The 18,559-nt window shown below is 66.9% G+C and carries 16 protein-coding genes; 11 read left to right on the forward strand and 5 right to left on the reverse strand.

The annotated features are described in order from the left end of the window. Positions 1–75 precede the first annotated feature (75 nt). Positions 76–1,038, forward strand: a complete 963-nt coding sequence (locus U5809_RS22865; RefSeq protein ID WP_322088234.1) for an alpha/beta hydrolase — start codon at positions 76–78, stop codon at positions 1,036–1,038. Here the strand turns inward: U5809_RS22865 and U5809_RS22870 are convergent. Beyond that, a complete protein-coding gene (locus U5809_RS22870) occupies positions 1,008–1,850 on the reverse strand; it encodes an EcsC family protein (protein ID WP_175847507.1) in 843 nt (280 codons plus the stop codon). The two genes, U5809_RS22865 and U5809_RS22870, sit on opposite strands and share 31 nt — an antisense overlap. Positions 1,851–1,956: 106 nt before the next feature. On the opposite strand from U5809_RS22870, the gene U5809_RS22875 reads away from it, so the two are divergent. Next, a complete protein-coding gene (locus tag U5809_RS22875; protein WP_322088235.1) occupies positions 1,957–3,552 on the forward strand; it encodes an MDR family MFS transporter in 1,596 nt (531 codons plus the stop codon). A gap of 51 nt (positions 3,553–3,603) precedes the next feature. After that, positions 3,604–4,050, forward strand: coding sequence for a MarR family winged helix-turn-helix transcriptional regulator (locus U5809_RS22880; RefSeq protein WP_282505960.1), 447 nt, complete (start codon positions 3,604–3,606; stop codon positions 4,048–4,050). 68 nt (positions 4,051–4,118) lie between these two features. On the opposite strand, the gene U5809_RS22885 is transcribed toward U5809_RS22880, so the two are convergent. Together U5809_RS22885 and U5809_RS22890 are read right to left on the reverse strand one after the other, a co-directional pair. Then, positions 4,119–4,700 carry a DJ-1/PfpI family protein gene (locus tag U5809_RS22885; protein ID WP_006487930.1) on the reverse strand — a complete coding sequence of 194 codons (582 nt, stop codon included), beginning with the start codon at positions 4,698–4,700 and terminating at the stop codon, positions 4,119–4,121. A gap of 154 nt (positions 4,701–4,854) precedes the next feature. Beyond that, positions 4,855–6,135 carry an amino acid deaminase gene (locus U5809_RS22890; RefSeq protein ID WP_322088236.1) on the reverse strand — a complete coding sequence of 427 codons (1,281 nt, stop codon included), beginning with the start codon at positions 6,133–6,135 and terminating at the stop codon, positions 4,855–4,857. 119 nt (positions 6,136–6,254) lie between these two features. On the opposite strand from U5809_RS22890, the gene U5809_RS22895 reads away from it, so the two are divergent. The 4 genes from U5809_RS22895 to U5809_RS22910 all read left to right on the forward strand — a co-directional run bounded on the left by U5809_RS22895 (position 6,255) and on the right by U5809_RS22910 (position 9,737). Further along, positions 6,255–7,193 (forward strand): MurR/RpiR family transcriptional regulator, encoded by a 939-nt coding sequence (locus U5809_RS22895; RefSeq protein ID WP_322088237.1) that lies wholly within the window; start codon positions 6,255–6,257, stop codon positions 7,191–7,193. Positions 7,194–7,195: 2 nt separating this feature from the next. Beyond that, positions 7,196–8,677, forward strand: a complete 1,482-nt coding sequence (locus tag U5809_RS22900; RefSeq protein ID WP_176050325.1) for an N-acyl-D-amino-acid deacylase family protein — start codon at positions 7,196–7,198, stop codon at positions 8,675–8,677. Positions 8,678–8,755: 78 nt separating this feature from the next. Beyond that, entirely contained in the window at positions 8,756–9,142 is a 387-nt protein-coding gene (locus U5809_RS22905; RefSeq protein WP_006751946.1) for a RidA family protein, read from the forward strand. Between the two features lie 175 nt (positions 9,143–9,317). After that, on the forward strand, positions 9,318–9,737 hold the full coding sequence (locus U5809_RS22910; RefSeq protein ID WP_322088238.1) for a VOC family protein: 420 nt from the start codon (positions 9,318–9,320) through the stop codon (positions 9,735–9,737). 134 nt (positions 9,738–9,871) lie between these two features. Here U5809_RS22910 and queF read toward each other — a convergent pair whose 3' ends face one another. Both queF and ilvA read right to left on the reverse strand, forming a co-directional pair. Then, on the reverse strand, positions 9,872–10,696 hold the full coding sequence (gene queF, locus U5809_RS22915) for an NADPH-dependent 7-cyano-7-deazaguanine reductase QueF (RefSeq protein WP_282505955.1): 825 nt from the start codon (positions 10,694–10,696) through the stop codon (positions 9,872–9,874). Positions 10,697–10,708: 12 nt separating this feature from the next. Continuing rightward, the gene (ilvA, locus tag U5809_RS22920; protein WP_176050322.1) at positions 10,709–12,232 is read right to left on the reverse strand and encodes a threonine ammonia-lyase, biosynthetic; all 1,524 of its coding nucleotides are present in this window, start codon (positions 12,230–12,232) and stop codon (positions 10,709–10,711) included. Between the two features lie 575 nt (positions 12,233–12,807). Between ilvA and U5809_RS22925 the strand changes: the two genes are divergently transcribed. The 4 genes from U5809_RS22925 to ubiE all read left to right on the forward strand — a co-directional run bounded on the left by U5809_RS22925 (position 12,808) and on the right by ubiE (position 18,556). Then, complete coding sequence (locus U5809_RS22925; RefSeq protein ID WP_322088239.1) at positions 12,808–16,833, forward strand: DUF3683 domain-containing protein; 4,026 nt, start codon at positions 12,808–12,810, stop codon at positions 16,831–16,833. A gap of 85 nt (positions 16,834–16,918) precedes the next feature. Then, complete coding sequence (locus U5809_RS22930) at positions 16,919–17,362, forward strand: HIT family protein (RefSeq protein WP_282507533.1); 444 nt, start codon at positions 16,919–16,921, stop codon at positions 17,360–17,362. Next, entirely contained in the window at positions 17,359–17,772 is a 414-nt protein-coding gene (locus U5809_RS22935; protein ID WP_034188995.1) for a gamma-butyrobetaine hydroxylase-like domain-containing protein, read from the forward strand. The genes U5809_RS22930 and U5809_RS22935 overlap by 4 nt, the downstream gene beginning before the upstream one ends. A 52-nt stretch (positions 17,773–17,824) precedes the next feature. Beyond that, on the forward strand, positions 17,825–18,556 hold the full coding sequence (gene ubiE, locus U5809_RS22940) for a bifunctional demethylmenaquinone methyltransferase/2-methoxy-6-polyprenyl-1,4-benzoquinol methylase UbiE (RefSeq protein ID WP_122946245.1): 732 nt from the start codon (positions 17,825–17,827) through the stop codon (positions 18,554–18,556). The last annotated feature ends 3 nt before the right edge of the window (positions 18,557–18,559 follow it).

Consider the following 18,559-nt stretch of genomic DNA (forward strand, 5'->3'; position numbering starts at 1 on the left):
TTTAGAGGCACCTGTCGAGCGGTGCGGGAGCGTTCGCACGTACCATCGTCACACTGCGATTACGGAGTGCGTCCGATGAGTTGGCAAAGCAAGTTCGCCTGCTGGCTGCTGCGCTGGCAGTTTCGTCCCGAAACCACGCGTGAGGTGCTCGATCCCGCGCGTGCGCGGCGCTTTACCGACTTGCGGATGGTCGTGCCGCGCCGCGCGCCGTCGGGCTACCGGCTGCGCCAGTGTCATGGCGCAGGCGACGCGCCGCTGCGCGGCGAATGGCTCGAGCGCACCGACGCGAGCGCGGTTCGCGGGCCCGGCCGCACGCTGCTGTACATCCATGGCGGCGGCTATTACTTCTGTTCGACGAGGACCCACCGGCCGCTCGTGTTCGGCCTGACGAAGCGCGCGGGCGTGCGCTCGTTCTCGCTCGACTACCGGCTCGCGCCCGAAAACCGCTTTCCCGCCGCGCTTGACGACGCGCTCGCTGCCTATCGGCAACTGCTGGCGCTCGGTACGCCGCCCGAGTCGATCGTGCTCGGCGGCGATTCGGCGGGCGGCGGCCTCGCACTCGCGACGCTCGTCGCACTGCGCGACCGCGGCGAGCCGTTGCCGGCCGGCGCGATCCTGTTCTCGCCGTGGACCGATCTCGCGGCCACCGGCGCGACGTTGCGCACGAACGACGGCGCCGATCCGATGTTTGCCGGCGCGGCGCTGCCGAAGGCCGCGAAGCTGTACCTCGGCGACACGCCCGCGACGCATCCGTACGCGTCGCCGCTCTATGCGGACTTCACGGGCCTGCCGCCGCTGTATATCCAGGTCGGCAGCACCGAAGTGCTGCTCGACGATTCGCGCCGCGTCGCCGAGAAGGCGAAGGCGGCCGGCGTGGCGGTGGAGATCGAGGTGTGGCCGGACATGCCGCACGTATGGCAGCTGTACGCGCCGATGGTGCCGGAAGCGCGCGACGCGCTCGACCGTGCGGCCGCGTTCCTGCGCCGCGTCGCGGTCGAGCGTGCGGTTCAGCGGGTCGGCGAGGCGTCGATCGCCTGATAGGCGGCCTTGACGGCCACCGAGCCGTACTTGCGCTCGAGCCGGCGCACCGTGAAGTGGCCGTGTGCCATCTGCTGGAAGTGGTCGATGAACAGCGTGTTGACGGTCGCGCCGAGCACGGCGCCGATCGCAGGGATCGACTTCGCGGCCATCTGCTCGGTCACCTGCACCGAGAAGCGCGACGCCACCGTCTGCACGAGCTTGAACACGGCCGCCGAGCTGTGCGCGGCGATCCCTTTCGTCGTGATGTCCGACGACGCCTTCGAGATCGCCTGGGCGAGCGCGCCACGCAGTACGAAATAGCCGAGGTCGGCGTCCTCTTCCTGCTTGTCCGGGTTGCCGCCCATGCCGAGCACGGCCAGGCATTGCAACTGCGTATCGACCGACGTCAGGTCTTCGCCCTCGCTGCGCGCGATGTCGCACACCGAGCGAAAGATCAGCGTGGTCGTCACCGGCAGTTCGACCGGCAACGCGAGAAAGCCGAACGCACCGCCCGCCGCGCCGGTCGTCGCGACCGCGAGCTTGTGCAGCAGGTTGCTCGGCTTGTCGGGCTCGGCGTCCGGCGCCGGCGGCTTGCCGAGCGTGCGCAGCGCGATGTTCAGGCACTTGCGCAGCGCGAGCTGTGTCGCATCGTTGATCTTGCCGGTCGCGAAATCGGGCAGCCGCGCGATCATTTTCTCGACCGGCGCGCCGAGCATGCCGGTCAGCTTCATCGTCAGCGACGGGCTTTCCAGCACCTGCTTCGCGCGCCACAGCGCGTCCCGATCCTCCTGCGAAAGCGTCGTTGCAGGGGTGATTGAAATCGGTTCCATCTTTCTCCTTGGCGTGAACAGGCCCTAAACCGTCGCCCGCCTAGATTACTCCGCCATGCTAGAATTTTGAGATTGTTTGACTCGTCAAAAGTTGCACCAACAAAAAATGGCTGTCCACACTGCCGCCCATCATTCGAGCGGGCAAGTCCTGCCGTTCCGCGAATCGCTGATGGCGATGATCGGGATCTCGTTCGTGACCATGCTGGTCGCACTCGACCAGACCGTCGTCGGCACCGCGCTGCCGACCATCGTCGCCGAGCTTCGCGGTTTCGACCTGTACGCTTGGGTCGCGACCTCGTACCTGCTCAGTTCCGTGATCACGGTGCCGATCTTCGGCCGCCTCGGCGACTATTACGGCCGCAAGCCGTTCGTGATCGTGTCGATCGTCGTGTTCACCGCTGCATCCGTGCTGTGCGGGATGGCCAACGACATGCTGTACCTCGTGCTCGCGCGCGGGCTGCAGGGGATCGGCGGCGGGATGCTGGTCGGCACCGCGTTCGCGTGCATTCCCGACCTGTTCCCCGATTCCGTCGTGCGGCTGCGCTGGCAGGTGCTGATGAGCTCGGCGTTCGGCATCGCGAACGCGGTCGGCCCGTCGCTCGGCGGCGTGCTGACCCAGTCGTTCGGCTGGCGCTCGGTGTTCTACGTGAACCTGCCGGTCGGCCTGCTGTCGCTGTTCTTCGTGTGGCGCTACCTGCCGCACCTGCGCCACGTCGCGCACGATCGCAAGATGCGGCTCGACTGGCCGGGCGCGCTGCTGATCGCGCTGTCGCTCGGCGCGTTGCAGCTGTTCGTCGAATGGCTGCCGAAGTACGGCGTCGCGAGCTGGGCGTCACTGCTGCTCGTCGTCGCGGTCGCGGCCAGTGTCGGCCTGTGGCACTGGGAGAAGCGCTGCGCGCAGCCGATTCTGCCGTTCGACATGTTCGGCAACCGCGCGCTGTCGGCGCTGTTCGTTCTCGCGATCCTCGCCGGCTTCTCGATGTTCTCGCTGCTGTTCTACGCGCCGCTGCTGTTCCAGGGCGGCTTCGGGATGTCGCCGAAGGAAGCCGGGCTCGTGATCACGCCGCTCGTCGTGTTCATCACGATCGGCAGCATCATGAATGGCCGCGTCGTCACGCGCATCCGCAATCCGAACGCGATGCTGCACGTCGGCTTCGTGCTGTTCGCGATCGCGTGCGCGGGCATCGTCGTGTCGACCCACACGACGCCGACCTGGATGCTGATGGCGCTGATGGTCGCGGGCGGCATCGGGCTCGGTTTCGTATTGCCGAACCTCACCGTATTCGCGCAGCAGGCAGCCGGCCGCGAGCACCTCGGCATCGCGACGGCGCTGCTGCAGTCGCTGCGGATGGTCGGCGGGATGCTCGGCACCGCGCTGACGGGCACGCTCGTCAACCAGATGTACTCGGGCGGCGTGCGCAACGCGCTGACGGCCGATCATGCGATGCAGTGGCATGCGCAGCTCGCCGATCCGCAGATCCTGATCGATCGCGCAGCGCAGGGCGGTCTCGTCGCCGAGCTGACGCGTGCCGGGCATAATGGCGCGCTGCTGCTGGAAGCGGCCCGCGAATCGCTCGTCGGCGCGATTCACCTGGGCGTCGCGATGGCGGCCGTCATTGCCGTGGTGTCGGTGTGGCAGTGCCGTCGCGTACCGCCGATCGCGCTGCGGCGCAAGATCGAGCCGCACGTCGCGGCCGATTGACCGATCAGGCGATTCAACGATTCAACGATTTACCGGAAACGAAATCAGCGCATGGAAGAACAGGACCGCGTCGCGATCTTGCAGCAATTCGGACGCACTTATCGCGCGTTCATGACAGCGTTCGAAGCGCACGTCGGGCAGCCGATGCCGCGCTGGCGCATCATGGTCGCGCTGCACACGATGGGCGGGCATTCGTCGCAGAAGAAGCTCGTCGAAGTGCTGCGCATCGATCCGGGCGCGCTCACGCGCCAGTTGAAGTCGCTCGATGCGCTCGGCTGGATCCAGCGCGAATCCGATGCACGCGACAACCGCGTGACCAACGTCACGCTGACGGACGAAGGCCGCGCGGCATTCGACGCTTGCCTGCCGCGCCGCAAGGCGTTCATCGAACAGACGATGGCGCAGTTGCCGGACGATGTGCTGAATGCGTTGTCGGGTGCGCTCGCGATGCTGGAAACGCGCATCGCGGACGTCGGTCCGGCGCCGGTCGCGCGCTGAAACGCCGGGCAGGGCGGCGCGAGCGCGCCGCCGGCCGGCACATCATCCCTTCCCGATTCGATTCAGGTTCACAGCTCGATGCGCGTGCCCAGCAGCGCGAGGAACTGCGCGAGCCAGGCCGGGTGCGCGGGCCAGGCGGGTGCGGTGACGAACGGCGCGTCGGTCACGGCCGCGTCGACCGGAATGTCCGCGTATTCGCCGCCCGCGAGCTTCACCTCGGGCGCGCACGCCGGGTAGGCCGAAATGCGCTTGCCGCGGATCACGTCGGCGGCGGCGAGCAGTTGCGCCGCATGGCAGATCGCGGCGATCGGCTTGCCGGCTTCGGCGAACTCGCGCACGAGCGAGATCACCTTCGGATCCAGTCGCAGGTATTCGGGGGCACGGCCGCCCGCGATCGCGAGTGCGTCGTAGCGCGCGGCGTCGACGTCGTCGAATGCGGCATTCAGCGTGAACTGGTGGCCAGGCTTCTCGGTGTAGGTCTGGTCGCCTTCGAAATCGTGGATCGCGGTCTTGATCTTGTCGCCCGCGCGTTTGCCCGGGCAGACTGCATCGACGTGGTGGCCGACGGCCTGCAGCGCCTGGAACGGCACCATCGTTTCGTAGTCTTCGGCGAAATCGCCGGTCAGGAACAGGATCTTCTTCGCGGCCATGGCTTTCTCCAGTGAAGCAGCGTTGAAGGCCCGTTCGCGCCGTGCGCAACGGCCGCGAGGGGCCCCGAGGACGAAAGCGCAGTGTACTCCGGCAGATTGAAGCGCGCGTGACGGCCGCCCCGCGCGAGCGGCGGGGCGGGGCGCGCAATGGGCGTCAGAAGAACGTTTCGACGACTTCCGTCACGCGGAACTGCGGATCGAGCACGAGCACCTGGCGCCACTTGTCGAACGTCAGGCACGGGTGCGAGATGTCGAACGCGACCATGTCGCCGACCTTCACGTCCGCGCCCGGCGGGATCTGCAGGTACGCGTGCTGGTCCATCATCCCGGTCACGGCCCAGCCTTCGCTCGCGGCGACGTCGCGCGGCGCGGTGTCGCGGCCCGGGCGGAAGTGGCGCGCCGGCTCGGGCAGGCCCGCGTCGAACGCCGCGTCGCGCTTGCCGAGCGCGACGATCGCGCGGTCGGCTTCCGGCACCGACTGCACGTACGCCCACAGCTGCAGCGCCGGCAGCAGCCCTTCGCCCATCGTGCGCGCGATCGGGTTGCGTGCGAACACGTCGGTCTGCGCCTTCTTGTAGATGCCGACGTCGTGCGTCAGGTAGCAGCCCGGACGCAGCACGACTTCCGCGAAGCCCGCGTCGGACGCCTTCCTGAACTCTTCCGCGACCACGTCGTACCACGCCGAACCGGCGCCGGACAGGATCGCCGGCGTGCGCGCGAAGCGGCCTGCCTCGGCGAGTTCGCGCGTGAGCGCGACGGCTTCCTGCAGGAACGTGCGGATCTCGCCTTCCTCTTTCAGCACGCCTTCATAGAGTTCGATGCCGGCCAGCTTCAACGTGTCCGGATAGCGCGCGATCGCGGCCAGCACGGCCTCGCGCTGCGCGGCATCGCGCACGCCCGCGCGGCCGCCCGGCACGCCGAGCTCGATCAGCACGTTCAGCGATTTCTTCGCGTCGCCGAAGAAGCGGCCGAGCTGGTCGACGCTTTCCGCGGAATCGACGAGGCAGAAGAATTCGAAATCGGGATCCGACAGCAGCCCGGCGATGATCGTCATGTTCTGGCGGCCGACCAGCTGGTTCGCGAGCAGCACGCGCCGCACGCCGCCGTGATACGCGGCCTGCGTCTGGTGCGCAGTCGCGAGCGTGATGCCCCACGCGCCGGCGTCGAGCTGGCGGCGGAACAGTTGCGGCGCCATCGTCGTCTTGCCGTGCGGCGCGAACTGCACGCCATACTTCTGGACGAATGCCTGCATCCAGTTCAGATTGTGTTCGACGCGGTCTTCGTAAAGCACGGCGGCCGGCAGGCTGACGTCTTCGGCGAGCAGGTTCCATTCGAGCCGGCCTGCGTCGCCGAGCGGCACGCTCGCGCTCGGCAGATTGCCCAGACCCTTGCCGAACGGGTCGATCGTCGCTTCCTGATAGTTTGTAACTTTCATGTCATCCCGCTCCATCATCACTATGCATTGCACTGAAGTTGACACGCAGATGGTACAGAAAGTAGCATCTGCGCGGTGATGTTATTTAGTAACATCAAGCTTCGCACCCTTATCCGCAGATGAATACGCCCGCATCCCCGTCCGCTCCGCTCGCGGCCCCGCTCCAGCCGGCTGCGGCCGCCGCGCCGGTCCTCGACATCGTCGCGCGGATCGCCGAATGCGCGCCCGAGCTGCGTGAAGCCGAGCGCAAGGTCGCCGCGTTCATCCTCGCCGATCTTGCGCGCGCCGCGCATGCGAGCATCGGCGCGCTCGCGCGCGACGCGGAAGTCAGCGTCGCGACGGTCACGCGTTTCGCGAAAGCCGTCGGCTGCCGCGACGTACGCGAACTGAAGGTGCTCGTCGCGCAGGCGGCGGCCGTGGGCCAGCGCTTCCTGGTGCCGTCCGACGACGCGCCGGCCGACGATGCGAGCCCCGCGTCGATGGTCTACGACGAGATCCGCGTGGCGCTCGCGCACAACCATCAGTTGCTGCGCAACACGTCGTTCGAGGCAGCGGCCGACCTGCTCGCCGGCGCGAAGATGACGTACGTGTACGGGCAGGGCGGCGGCTCCACCGCGCTCGCCGACGAGCTGCGCTTCCGGCTCGTGCGCTTCGGCCGGCCGGTCGCGAGCTATCAGGACAGCGTGCTGCAGCGCATGGTGGCCGCGACGCTGTCGCGCGACACCGTGGTCGTCGCGCTGTCGGTGAGCGGGCGCGTGCCCGAGCTGCTCGAAAGCTGCCGGCTCGCGAAGCGCTACGGTGCGAAGCTGATCGCGATCACCGCGCCGGCGTCGCCGCTCGCGAAGCTCGCCGACCACCTGATCCCGGTCGTCGCATTCGAAACCGATTTCATTTACAAGCCTTCGACATCGCGTTACGCGATGATGATGGCGATCGACGTGCTCGTCACCGGAGTCGCATTGCGGCTCGGCGATGCGGGCCGAGAATCGCTGCGCCGCATCAAGCATGCGCTCGATGCGCACCGCGGCGGCGGAGACCGTCAACCGGTAGGAGACTGACCATGCATTCGCATCCCGAAGCCGCCGATACGCTGATCGTCGGCGCGCAGCTGTACGACGGCACCGGCGCACCGCCCGTCACGCGCGACGTCGCGATCCGCAACGGCCAGATCGCCGCGATCGGCAACCTGTCGAACTGGCTGGCCGAGAACGTCGTCGATGCGAACGGTCGCGCGTTGGCGCCGGGCTTCGTCGACGTGCACACGCACGACGACACGCACGTGATCCGCGCGCCGGAGATGATCCCGAAGATTTCGCAGGGCGTGACGACCGTGATCGTCGGCAACTGCGGGATCAGCGCATCGCCGGTCACGCTCGCCGGCGATCCGCCCGATCCGATGAATCTGCTCGGCGAGCGCGGCGCGTTCCAGTACCCGACCTTCGCCGATTACGTCGCGGCCGTGAACGCCGCGCATCCGGCCGTCAACGTCGCGGCGCTCGTCGGTCATACGGCGCTGCGCAACAACCAGATGGACCGCCTCGACCGCGCGGCGACCGACGGCGAGATCGCCGGGATGCGCGCGCAACTTGAAGAGGCGCTCGCGAACGGCGCACTCGGCCTGTCGTCGGGCCTCGCGTACGGCTCCGCGTTCGCGGCGCCGGCCGAGGAAGTGATGGCGCTCGCCGAGCCGCTTGCGAAAGCCGGCGCGCTGTACACGACGCACATGCGTACCGAATTCGACGCGATCCTCGATGCGATGGAGGAGGCGTACCAGGTCGGCCGCCATGCGCGCGTGCCGGTCGTGATTTCGCACCTGAAATGCGCGGGCCCGTCGAACTGGGGGCGCAGCACCGAGGTGCTCGCCTCGCTCGAAGGCGCGCGTCGTTACCAGCCGGTCGGCTGCGACTGCTATCCGTACAGCCGCAGCTCGTCGACGCTCGACCTGAAGCAGGTGACGGGCGACATCGACATCACGATCACGTGGTCGGAGCCGCACCCGGAAGTCGCGGGCAAGCTGCTGAAGGCGATCGCGGCCGACTGGGGCGTGACCGAGCAGGAAGCCGCGCAGCGCATCCGCCCGGCCGGCGCCGTGTACCACAACATGTCGGAGGACGACGTGCGCCGGATCCTGTCGCACCCCGCGACGATGGTCGGCTCCGACGGCCTGCCGAACGATCCGCTGCCGCATCCGCGGCTGTGGGGGGCGTTCCCGCGCGTGCTCGGCCATTACGTGCGCGACACGAACCTGCTGCCGCTCGAGGAGGCGATTCGCAAGATGACGTCGCTGTCGGCGCGCCGCTACGGGATCGCGAAGCGCGGCGAAGTGCAGGTCGGCTACCACGCCGATCTCGTGCTGTTCGATCCGGCGCGCGTGATCGACGCGGCGACGTTCGAGAAACCGCAGCAGCCCGCGCACGGGATCGACGCGGTGTGGGTGAACGGCGTGCTGACTTATGAAAACGGCCAGCCGACCGGCGAGCGCGCCGGCGGCTTCGTCGCGCGCGGCGAGCGCGTGGCGGCGAGTGCCGACGCCGCGTTCTGAGCGCGGCGGTTGTTCCGATCTTCCGCGCGTGCCGCAGCCGGCGCGCGCATCCGTAACCGAAATGTGAGGAGTGAAACGATGAAGCGATATGGCGTGGGCGAAGCGAAGGGAACCGGCGGCCAGGTGATGCCGTTCGCGCGTGCGGTCGAGGCCGACGGCTGGCTGTACGTGTCGGGCCAGACGCCGATGGTGAACGGCGAGGTCGTCGAAGGCGGGATCGTCACGCAGTCGAAGCAGACGATCGAGAACGTGATCGCGATCCTGAAGGAAGCCGGCTACGGCCTCGAACACGTCGTGCGCTGCGGCGTGTGGCTCGACGACGCGCGCGATTTCGCGTCGTTCAACAAGGTGTTCGTGTCGTACTTCGGCGAGCATCCGCCGGCACGCGCGTGCGTGCAGTCGAGCATGGTCATCGACTGCAAGGTCGAAGTCGACTGCATCGCGTACAAGGCGCCGGCGAAGTAACGCCGCAACGGCGAGCCGCTACGCAACGGGCCCGGCGCATTTACGTGCGCCGGGCCCGTTTTGTCATGTGCCGCGCACGGTTCGACCGTTGCTCGACACTCCTGCGGCGGCAACCGCCGCAACGCCACCCGCCGGTTCATGTAATGTGCCGCATGACCATACGGACGGGAAATACATGGAATGGGCTGCGCTGGTGCCGGAGCTGATCTGCTCGGACCTTGCCGGAAGCATTCGCTTCTATCGTGACGTGCTGGGATTCCGGATTCGCTTCGAGCGTCCCGAAGACGGCTTCGCCTATCTTGAAATCGGGCGGGCTCAGTTGATGCTCGAGCAGTACAGCCCGGAGGGCTGGCTGACCGGCCCGCTTGAGCCGCCGTTCGGGCGCGGGATCAATTTTCAGATCGAGGTCGATGCGCTCGACCCCATTCTCGACAGGATTCGCGCCGCGGGCGTGACGCTGTTCGTCGAGCCGCGTACGTCCTGGTATCGGGAGGACGAGATCGAGCATGGCCAGATCGAGATGCTGGTACAGGATCCCGACGGTTACCTGCTGCGCCTGGTGGAGATCCTGCCGGAGCGGCCGGCAAGCGGGTGAGCGCGGGCCGTCCGCGCTCCCGCGCGCAATGAAAAACGGCCCGGCCGGTTGAATCCGGTCGGGCCGTTTTGTCCGGGGTGGCGGCCACGCGTCGCCAATCGGGCACTGCGAACTGCGGCGGTCACCCGCCGTCGTCACTGCCGCGCGGTGCGTGCGTTGTCCGGCATCGGCTGGTTGTAGTTGGTGCGGAACGGGTTGATGTCGAGCCCGCCGCGACGCGTATAGCGCGCGTACACCGCGAGTTTCACCGGTTTGCACGCATGCAGGATGTCGAGGAAGATCCGCTCGACGCACTGCTCGTGAAAGCCCGTGTGATTGCGGAACGAGATGATGTAGCGCAACAGGCCCGCGTGGTCGATCTGCGGCCCGACGTAGTGGACCTGCACGCTGCCCCAGTCGGGCTGGCCCGTGACCGGGCAGTTCGAGCGCAGCAGGTCGGACACGAGCGTCTCCTCGACCGGCGCTTCGTCCTCGGCTGCCGACAGCAGCGACGGATCGGGTTCGTAGATGTCGGTATCGAGGTCGAGGCGGTCGAGCGACAGCCCGTCGAGCTCGTCCATCTCGAGCTTGCCGAAATCGTGCGCCGACACGAGCTGCACCGACACGGTCGCGCCGCATGCGGCCGACACGTCGCGTTTCAGCACGTCGCGCACCGCGTCGATCGAGTCGAACTTCGACTGCGCGAACGAGCCGAGATACAGCTTGAACGACTTCGATTCGACGATGGCCGGCGATTCGGCCGGCACATAGAACGTTGCGACCGCGACCTGCGGCTTGCCGCGTGCATTGAGCCACGACAGCTCGTATGCGTTCCAGATGTCGGTGCCGAAGAACGGCAGCGCCGACGTGATGCCGAGCTGCTCGCGCGCACCGGCGCGCGGGATCGGGAACAGCAGCGACGCGTCGTACTGCGCCGCGTAGACGGTGGCCTTGCCGAGCGGGGAATGTTCGGGATTCATCGTGTGACGCCTTTACGACAGGAAGAGGCGGTAAGCCGGGTTGGCGCTCTCTTCGACATACGGATAGCCGAGTGCCGCGAGGAAGCGTTCGAATTCGGCGCGATCGGCCTGCGGCACCTGCAGCCCGACGAGGATCGAGCTGTAATCCGCGCCCTGGTTACGATAGTGGAACAGGCTGATGTTCCAGTCCGGCGCCATCGACGACAGGAACTTCATCAGCGCGCCCGGCCGCTCCGGGAATTCGAAGCGGAACAGGCGCTCGTCGAGCGCGAGCGGCGAGCGGCCGCCGACCATGTAGCGGATGTGTTCCTTCGACAGCTCGTCGTGCGTCAGGTCGACGCTCTTGAAACCGTGCGACTCGAAGTTCGCGGCGATCTCCGCCGATTCGCCGCGCCGCTTGATCTGCACGCCGACGAAGATGTGCGCGGACTGCGCATCGGCGATCCGGTAGTTGAACTCGGTGACGTTGCGGTCGCCGACGAGCGAGCAGAAGCGCTTGAAGCTGCCGCGTTCCTCGGGGATCGTGACCGCGAACACGGCTTCGCGCGCCTCGCCGACTTCCGCGCGTTCGGCCACGAAGCGCATCCGGTCGAAGTTCATGTTCGCGCCGGACGTGACCGCGACGAGCGTCTGGTTCTCGATTCCTTCGCGTTCCGCGTACAGCTTCGCGCCCGCGACCGCGAGCGCGCCGGACGGCTCGAGCACGCTGCGCGTGTCCTGGAATACATCCTTGATCGCCGCGCACAGCGCGTCGGTGTTGACCGTTACGACGCCGTCGAGGAATTCGCGGCACAGCCGGAAGGTTTCCTCGCCGACGAGCTTCACCGCCGTGCCGTCCGCGAACAGGCCGACCTCGCTCAGCTCGATGCGCTCGCCGGCGTCCAGCGACTGCGCCATCGCGCACGAATCCTCGGCCTGCACGCCAATGACCTTGATCTCCGGGCGCACGGCCTTCACGTACGCGGCGACGCCGGACGCGAGCCCGCCGCCGCCGATCGGCACGAAGATCGCGTGGATCGGGCCCTGGTGCTGGCGCAGGATCTCCATCGCGATCGTGCCCTGGCCGGCGATCACGTACGGATCGTCGAACGGGTGGACGAACGTGAGGTCGCGCTCCTGCTGCACCTTGACCGCGTGCGCATACGCGTCGCTGTACGATTCGCCCGCCTGGATCACCTCGACGCTCGGGCCGCCGTGCGCGCGCACCGCATCGACCTTCACCTGCGGCGTCGTGACCGGCACGACGATCACGGCCTTCACGCCCATCCGGGCTGCCGAGAAGGCGACACCCTGCGCGTGATTGCCGGCCGACGCCGTAATCACGCCGCGCGCGAGCGCGTCGGCCGGAATGTGCGCCATCTTGTTGTACGCGCCGCGCAGCTTGAACGAGAACACCGGCTGGTTGTCCTCGCGCTTCAGGTAGACGGCATTGTGCAGCCGGGCCGACAGGTTGCGGGCGGGTTCGAGTTCCGTCTCGATCGCGACGTCGTAGACGCGCGCGGTGAGGATTTTTTTCAGGTAATCGTGGGGTGCCATGGGCGCTCGCGTGCAGTGCGGAAGCAGACGGTAAAGGATCAATGATAGCGCCAAGGGTCCGCCCGCATGCAAGCGGCATGCCGGGCGAGCGGTCGCGGCGGCGCGCGCAGGGGGCGTGCGCGACACGAAACGTCCTTTTTTTACCGGCTTAACCGTACGGTTACCGACCGGACGGGCGGCGAATGATCGCACGAAACCGCGCCGAACCCCGCCCGGCGCGGCTGGAGGCGATAGCCCCACGACCTGTCCGGCGTGTCACGGATGGCCCGATCATGGGTTAGAATTCCGTTTTGAATCAAGGATCGGAAGATGCAGAGGCACCCTCGGATCGCACCGTTGAAGCCGACGCTGCGCGCAGCCAGCCCCGCGGCCGAACGGCATGCGCGCCGCGCGCGATCGTGCTGATCGTTCCGAGTGCCGCCAGGCCCTGTCGCCGGCCAGGAGGGGCAAGTCGCCCGCTCCGGCCCCATGAAGGACAGCCGCGCGCCTGGTAACAGAACAGATTTCCCCAAGATTGCGCCCACGCGCTTGCCGACGCCCGTGCACGGTGTATCGGCCCTCCGAGTCGTCCGAACATGAACGCACCACAAGTTTTCGATCCGCATGGCGCGGCCGCCGCCGTCGCCGCTGACCCCGCGCCCCGCTTGCGCGAGATTCCCTATAACTACACGTCCTTCTCGGATCGCGAGATCGTGATCCGCCTGCTCGGCGAGGAGGCGTGGTCGGTGCTCGACGAACTGCGTGCCGAGCGCCGCACGGGCCGCTCGGCACGGATGCTGTATGAAGTGCTCGGCGACATCTGGGTCGTGCGCCGCAATCCGTACCTGCAGGACGACCTGCTCGACAACCCGAAGCGCCGCGCGCTGCTGATCGAGGCGCTGAACCACCGCCTGACCGAGATCGGCAAGCGCCGCAGCGCGGATCTCACCGAGCACCGCGACGACGCGGGCCGCGAGCGCGCATCGCGCGTCGAGATGCTCGAAACCGCCGCACAGCGCGCGGTCAACGAGTTCGCCGACGAATTCGAGAAGATGGCCGACCTGCGCCGCCGCGCGACCAAGGCGCTCGGCCGCTGCACGGAGAAGGACAATATCCGCTTCGACGGCCTGTCGCGCGTGTCGCACGTGACCGACGCGACCGACTGGCGCGTCGAATACCCGTTCGTCGTGCTGACGCCCGACACCGAAGCCGAGATCGCGGCGCTGATCAAGGCGTGCTTCGAGCTCGGCCTGACCGTGATCCCGCGTGGCGGCGGTACCGGCTACACGGGCGGCGCGGTGCCGCTCACGCCGTTCTCCGCCGTCATCAACACCGAAAAACTCGAACAGCTCGGCGCGGTCGAGCTGACCGAACTGCCGGGCGTCGCGCACAAGGTGCCGACGATTTTCTCCGGCGCGGGCGTCGTCACGCGCCGCGTGACCGAGGCGGCCGAAGCGGCCGGCTACGTATTCGCGGTCGATCCGACGTCGCTCGACGCATCGTGCATCGGCGGCAACGTCGCAATGAATGCGGGCGGCAAGAAGGCCGTGCTGTGGGGCACCGCGCTCGACAACCTGGCCTGGTGGCGGATGGTCGACCCGGACGGCAACTGGCTCGAAGTCACGCGCCACGAGCACAACCAGGGCAAGATCCACGACATCGCAGTCGCGCGCTTCGAGCTGAAGTGGTTCGACGGTGCGTACGCGCCGGGCGAGAAGCTGCTGAAGACCGAGATGCTCGAGATCGAAGGCCGCCGGTTCCGCAAGGAAGGGCTCGGCAAGGACGTCACCGACAAATTCCTCGCCGGCCTGCCGGGCGTGCAGAAGGAAGGCTGCGACGGGCTCATCACGTCCGCGCGCTGGGTGCTGCACAAGATGCCCGCGCACACGCGAACCGTCTGCCTCGAGTTCTTCGGCCAGGCGCGCGAGGCGATCCCGAGCATCGTCGAGATCAAGGATTACCTGTTCGAAACGTCGAAGCAGGGCGGCGCGATCCTCGCGGGCCTCGAGCACCTCGACGAGCGCTACCTGCGCGCGGTCGGCTACGCGACCAAGAGCAAGCGCAATGCGTTCCCGAAGATGGTGCTGATCGGCGACATCGTCGGCGATGACGCCGACGCGGTCGCGCACGCGACGTCCGAAGTGATCCGGATGGCGAACGGCAAGAGCGGCGAAGGCTTCGTCGCGATCAGCGCGGAGGCGCGCAAGCGCTTCTGGCTCGACCGCAGCCGCACGGCCGCGATCGCGAAGCACACGAACGCGTTCAAGATCAACGAAGACGTCGTGATCCCGCTGAACCGGATGGGCGAGTACACCGACGGCATCGAGCGGATCAACATCGAGCTGTCGCTGAAGAACAAGCTGCAGCTCGTCGATGCGCTCGAAGCGTTCTTCCGCGGCGGCAACCTGCCGCTCGGCAAGACCGACGACGCGAACGAGATCCCGAGCGCCGAACTGCTGGAAGATCGCGTGCAGCAGGCGCTGGAGTTGCTCAAGCGCGTGCGCGCACGCTGGGAATTCGTGCGCGACCGGCTCGACCAGCCGCTGCGCGAGGCGCAGCACTATCTCGTGCAGCTCGGCTACGAAGCGCTCGCCGAGAAGTTCGCGGATCGCGCGGACGAGCAGCCGGGCGCGACCGTGTTCCACATCACGCAGGACCGCACGGTCCGCATCTCGTGGAAGCAGGAGATCCGCGCGGAACTGCGCGCGATCTTCAACGGCGGCGCGTTCAAGCAGATCCTCGACGAAGCGCAGGCGATCCACAAGCGCGTGCTGCGCGGCCGCGTGTTCGTCGCGCTGCACATGCACGCGGGCGACGGCAACGTCCACACGAACATCCCGGTCAACTCCGACAACTACGAGATGCTGCAGGACGCGCACGCGTCGGTCGCACGCATCATGAAGCTGGCGCGCTCGCTCGACGGCGTGATCTCCGGCGAGCACGGGATCGGCATCACGAAGCTCGAGTTCCTGACCGACGACGAGATCGCCGAATTCCGCGCGTACAAGCAGCGCGTCGACCCGAACGGCCGTTTCAACAAGGGCAAGCTGCTCGACGGCGCCGATCTGCGCAACGCCTATACGCCCAGCTTCGGGCTGATGGGCTACGAATCGCTGATCATGCAGCAGTCCGACATCGGCGCGATCGCCGATTCGGTGAAGGACTGCCTGCGCTGCGGCAAGTGCAAGCCGGTGTGCGCGACGCACGTGCCGCGCGCGAACCTGCTGTACAGCCCGCGCAACAAGATCCTCGCGACGTCGCTGCTGGTCGAGGCGTTCCTGTACGAGGAGCAGACGCGCCGCGGCGTGTCGATCAAGCACTGGGACGAGTTCAACGACGTGGCCGACCACTGCACGGTGTGCCACAAATGCGCGACGCCGTGCCCGGTGAAGATCGACTTCGGCGACGTCACGATGAACATGCGCAACCTGTTGCGCAAGATGGGCAAGAAGAAGTTCAACGCCGGCAATGCGGCGGGCATGTTCTTCCTGAACGCGACCAATCCGCAGACGATCAACATCGCGCGCAGTGCGATGATGGGCGTCGGCTACAAGGTGCAGCGCTTCGCGAACGACATGCTGAAGAAGGTCGTGACGAAGCAGACGCAGCACCCGCCCGCGACGGTCGGCAAGCCGCCCGTCGTCGAGCAGGTGATCCACTTCGTCAACAAGAAGATGCCGGGCAACCTGCCGAAGAAGACGGCGCGCGCGCTGCTCGACATCGAGGACAACAAGATCGTGCCGATCATCCGCAACCCGAAGTCGACGACCGTCGATTCGGAAGCGGTGTTCTACTTCCCGGGCTGCGGCTCCGAGCGCCTGTTCTCGCAGGTCGGCCTCGCGACGCAGGCGATGCTGTGGGAAGCCGGCGTGCAGACCGTGTTGCCGCCGGGCTACCTGTGCTGCGGCTATCCGCAGCGCGGCTCGGGCCAGTACGACAAGGCCGAGAAGATCGTCACCGACAACCGCGTGCTGTTCCACCGCGTGGCGAACACGCTGAACTACCTCGACATCAAGACGGTGGTCGTGTCGTGCGGTACCTGCTACGACCAGCTCGCGGGCTACGAATTCGACAAGATCTTCCCGGGTTGCCGGATCATCGACATCCACGAGTTCCTGCTCGAGAAGGGGATGAAGCTCGACGGCGTGTCGGGCACGCGCTACATGTATCACGACCCGTGCCACACGCCGATCAAGACGATCGACCCGGTGAAGCTCGTCAACGAGCTGATGGGCGCGGAGAAGGACGGCTACAAGATCGAGAAGAACGATCGCTGTTGCGGCGAATCGGGCACGCTCGCGGTCACGCGCCCGGACGTGTCGACGCAGGTCCGCTTCCGCAAGGAAGAGGAGATCCGCAAGGGCGCCGCGAAGCTGCGCGCGATTCCCGTCGTGGCCGGCGATGCGCCGGCGCCGGCCGCCGCGGCCGCGAACGGCCCGGACGTGAAGATCCTGACGAGCTGCCCGTCGTGCCTGCAGGGCCTGTCGCGCTACAGCGAGGATGCGAACCTCGAAGCCGACTACATCGTGGTCGAAATTGCGCGCCAGGTGCTCGGCGAGAACTGGATGGCCGATTATGTCGCACGTGCCAACAATGGCGGGATCGAGCGCGTGCTGGTCTAATGCGGGCATGACGACCGCCCGACCGGGCCAGGAATGAGCGGGCGCCGGCGCGGCAATGCCGGCGCCTGTCCACATGGGAGCGACGATGGAATGCGTGTTTTGCCGTGAAGACGGCGGCGATCTGCTCTGGCAGGACGATGCGGTGCGCGTCGTTCTCGCGACGGGCGAGCACGACTACCCGGGCTTCTGCCGGGTGATCTGGGGCGCGCACGTGGCCGAGTTCTCCGATCTCGGCGAATCCGAGCGGGCCCACCTGATGCGCGTGGTCTACGCGGTCGAGCGGGCCGTGCGCCGCGTGATGCAGCCGAACAAGGTGAATCTCGCGAGCCTCGGCAACATGGTGCCGCACGTGCACTGGCACGTGATCCCGCGCTTTTCCAACGACGCCCACTTCCCGCAGCCCGTCTGGGCGCCGCGCCAGCGCAGCGTGTCCGAGGCGCTGTTGCGCACGCGCGCCGCGCAGGCCTCGCTGCTGCACAATGCGGTGCGCGAGGAAATTCAACGCATGACCGATTCGAGGCAACCATGAGCGGTTTGACTTCCACGACGCCGATTCCGTCCGGCGTCGTCGTGCACGCGGTGTCGCGCGTGCTCGAATTGCAGTACCCGAACGGCGACAGCTACCGGATTCCGTTCGAGCTGATGCGCGTCTATTCGCCGTCGGCCGAGGTGCGCGGACACGGGCCCGGCCAGGAGACGCTGCAGACCGGCAAGCGCGAGGTGACGATCACGGCGCTCGAGGGCGTCGGCAACTACGCGCTGCAGCCGACGTTCTCCGACGGCCATTCGACCGGCATCTACTCGTGGGATCTGCTGTACGAACTGGCGACGCAGCAGGATGCGCTGTGGCGCGACTATTTCGACAAATTGAAGGCAGCGGGCGTCGAGCGCGACGCCCCGATGCAGGCGGCCTCCGCGTCGCACGGCCACTGCCACTGAAATCGACGGCGCCCGCTCGGCGCCGTCTTGCCATTTACTGAGGATCAACGCGATGAGCAAAACCCACTTCGGCTTCGAAAGCGTCGAGGAAAACGAAAAAGCGAAGAAAGTGGCGGGGGTGTTCCATTCGGTCGCGAGCAACTACGATCTGATGAACGACCTGATGTCGGCGGGCATGCACCGCGCGTGGAAGGCGTTCACGATCGCGCAGGCGAACGTGCGCCCCGGTTTCAAGGTGCTCGATATCGCGGCCGGCACCGGCGACCTGACGAAATCTTTCAAGAAGGCGGCCGGGCCGACGGGCGAGGTCTGGCATACGGACATCAACGAATCGATGCTGCGCGTCGGCCGCGACCGGCTGCTCGACAAGGGGATCGTGACGCCGTCGCTGCTGTGCGACGCGGAGAAAATTCCCTTTCCGGACAACTACTTCGATGTGGTCACGGTCGCGTTCGGGCTGCGCAACATGACGCACAAGGATGCCGCGCTGGCAGAGATGCGCCGCGTGACGAAGCCCGGCGGCCGCGTGATGGTGCTGGAATTCTCGAAAGTCTGGGATCCGCTGAAAAAAGCGTACGATCTGTATTCTTTCAAAGTATTACCGTGGCTTGGTGACAAGTTCGCGAAAGATGCTGAAAGTTACCGGTATCTTGCTGAATCTATCCGGATGCACCCCGATCAGGACACGCTGAAGACGATGATGGAACAAGCGGGCCTCGATGCCGTCAAATATTACAATTTGTCAGGTGGCGTGGTAGCTTTACACCTAGGAACCAAGTACTAAGGG

The sequence above is a fragment of the Burkholderia sp. BCC1999 genome (assembly GCF_905339975.1).
In the GTDB taxonomy this organism is placed as follows: Bacteria; Pseudomonadota; Gammaproteobacteria; order Burkholderiales; family Burkholderiaceae; genus Burkholderia.

What these genes read in the sequence shown, in the direction of transcription:
- U5809_RS22925 (WP_322088239.1), top strand. Translation starts at nt 12,808, where the DNA reads ATGAACGCACCACAAGTTTTCGATCCGCATGGCGCGGCCGCCGCCGTC.
- U5809_RS22885 (WP_006487930.1), bottom strand. Translation starts at nt 4,700, where the DNA reads ATGGCCGCGAAGAAGATCCTGTTCCTGACCGGCGATTTCGCCGAAGAC.
- U5809_RS22880 (WP_282505960.1), top strand. Translation starts at nt 3,604, where the DNA reads ATGGAAGAACAGGACCGCGTCGCGATCTTGCAGCAATTCGGACGCACT.
- ubiE (WP_122946245.1), top strand. Translation starts at nt 17,825, where the DNA reads ATGAGCAAAACCCACTTCGGCTTCGAAAGCGTCGAGGAAAACGAAAAA.
- ilvA (WP_176050322.1), bottom strand. Translation starts at nt 12,232, where the DNA reads ATGGCACCCCACGATTACCTGAAAAAAATCCTCACCGCGCGCGTCTAC.
- U5809_RS22930 (WP_282507533.1), top strand. Translation starts at nt 16,919, where the DNA reads ATGGAATGCGTGTTTTGCCGTGAAGACGGCGGCGATCTGCTCTGGCAG.
- U5809_RS22905 (WP_006751946.1), top strand. Translation starts at nt 8,756, where the DNA reads ATGAAGCGATATGGCGTGGGCGAAGCGAAGGGAACCGGCGGCCAGGTG.
- U5809_RS22890 (WP_322088236.1), bottom strand. Translation starts at nt 6,135, where the DNA reads ATGAAAGTTACAAACTATCAGGAAGCGACGATCGACCCGTTCGGCAAG.
- U5809_RS22900 (WP_176050325.1), top strand. Translation starts at nt 7,196, where the DNA reads ATGCATTCGCATCCCGAAGCCGCCGATACGCTGATCGTCGGCGCGCAG.
- U5809_RS22875 (WP_322088235.1), top strand. Translation starts at nt 1,957, where the DNA reads ATGGCTGTCCACACTGCCGCCCATCATTCGAGCGGGCAAGTCCTGCCG.
- U5809_RS22865 (WP_322088234.1), top strand. Translation starts at nt 76, where the DNA reads ATGAGTTGGCAAAGCAAGTTCGCCTGCTGGCTGCTGCGCTGGCAGTTT.
- U5809_RS22935 (WP_034188995.1), top strand. Translation starts at nt 17,359, where the DNA reads ATGAGCGGTTTGACTTCCACGACGCCGATTCCGTCCGGCGTCGTCGTG.
- U5809_RS22910 (WP_322088238.1), top strand. Translation starts at nt 9,318, where the DNA reads ATGGAATGGGCTGCGCTGGTGCCGGAGCTGATCTGCTCGGACCTTGCC.
- queF (WP_282505955.1), bottom strand. Translation starts at nt 10,696, where the DNA reads ATGAATCCCGAACATTCCCCGCTCGGCAAGGCCACCGTCTACGCGGCG.
- U5809_RS22895 (WP_322088237.1), top strand. Translation starts at nt 6,255, where the DNA reads ATGAATACGCCCGCATCCCCGTCCGCTCCGCTCGCGGCCCCGCTCCAG.
- U5809_RS22870 (WP_175847507.1), bottom strand. Translation starts at nt 1,850, where the DNA reads ATGGAACCGATTTCAATCACCCCTGCAACGACGCTTTCGCAGGAGGAT.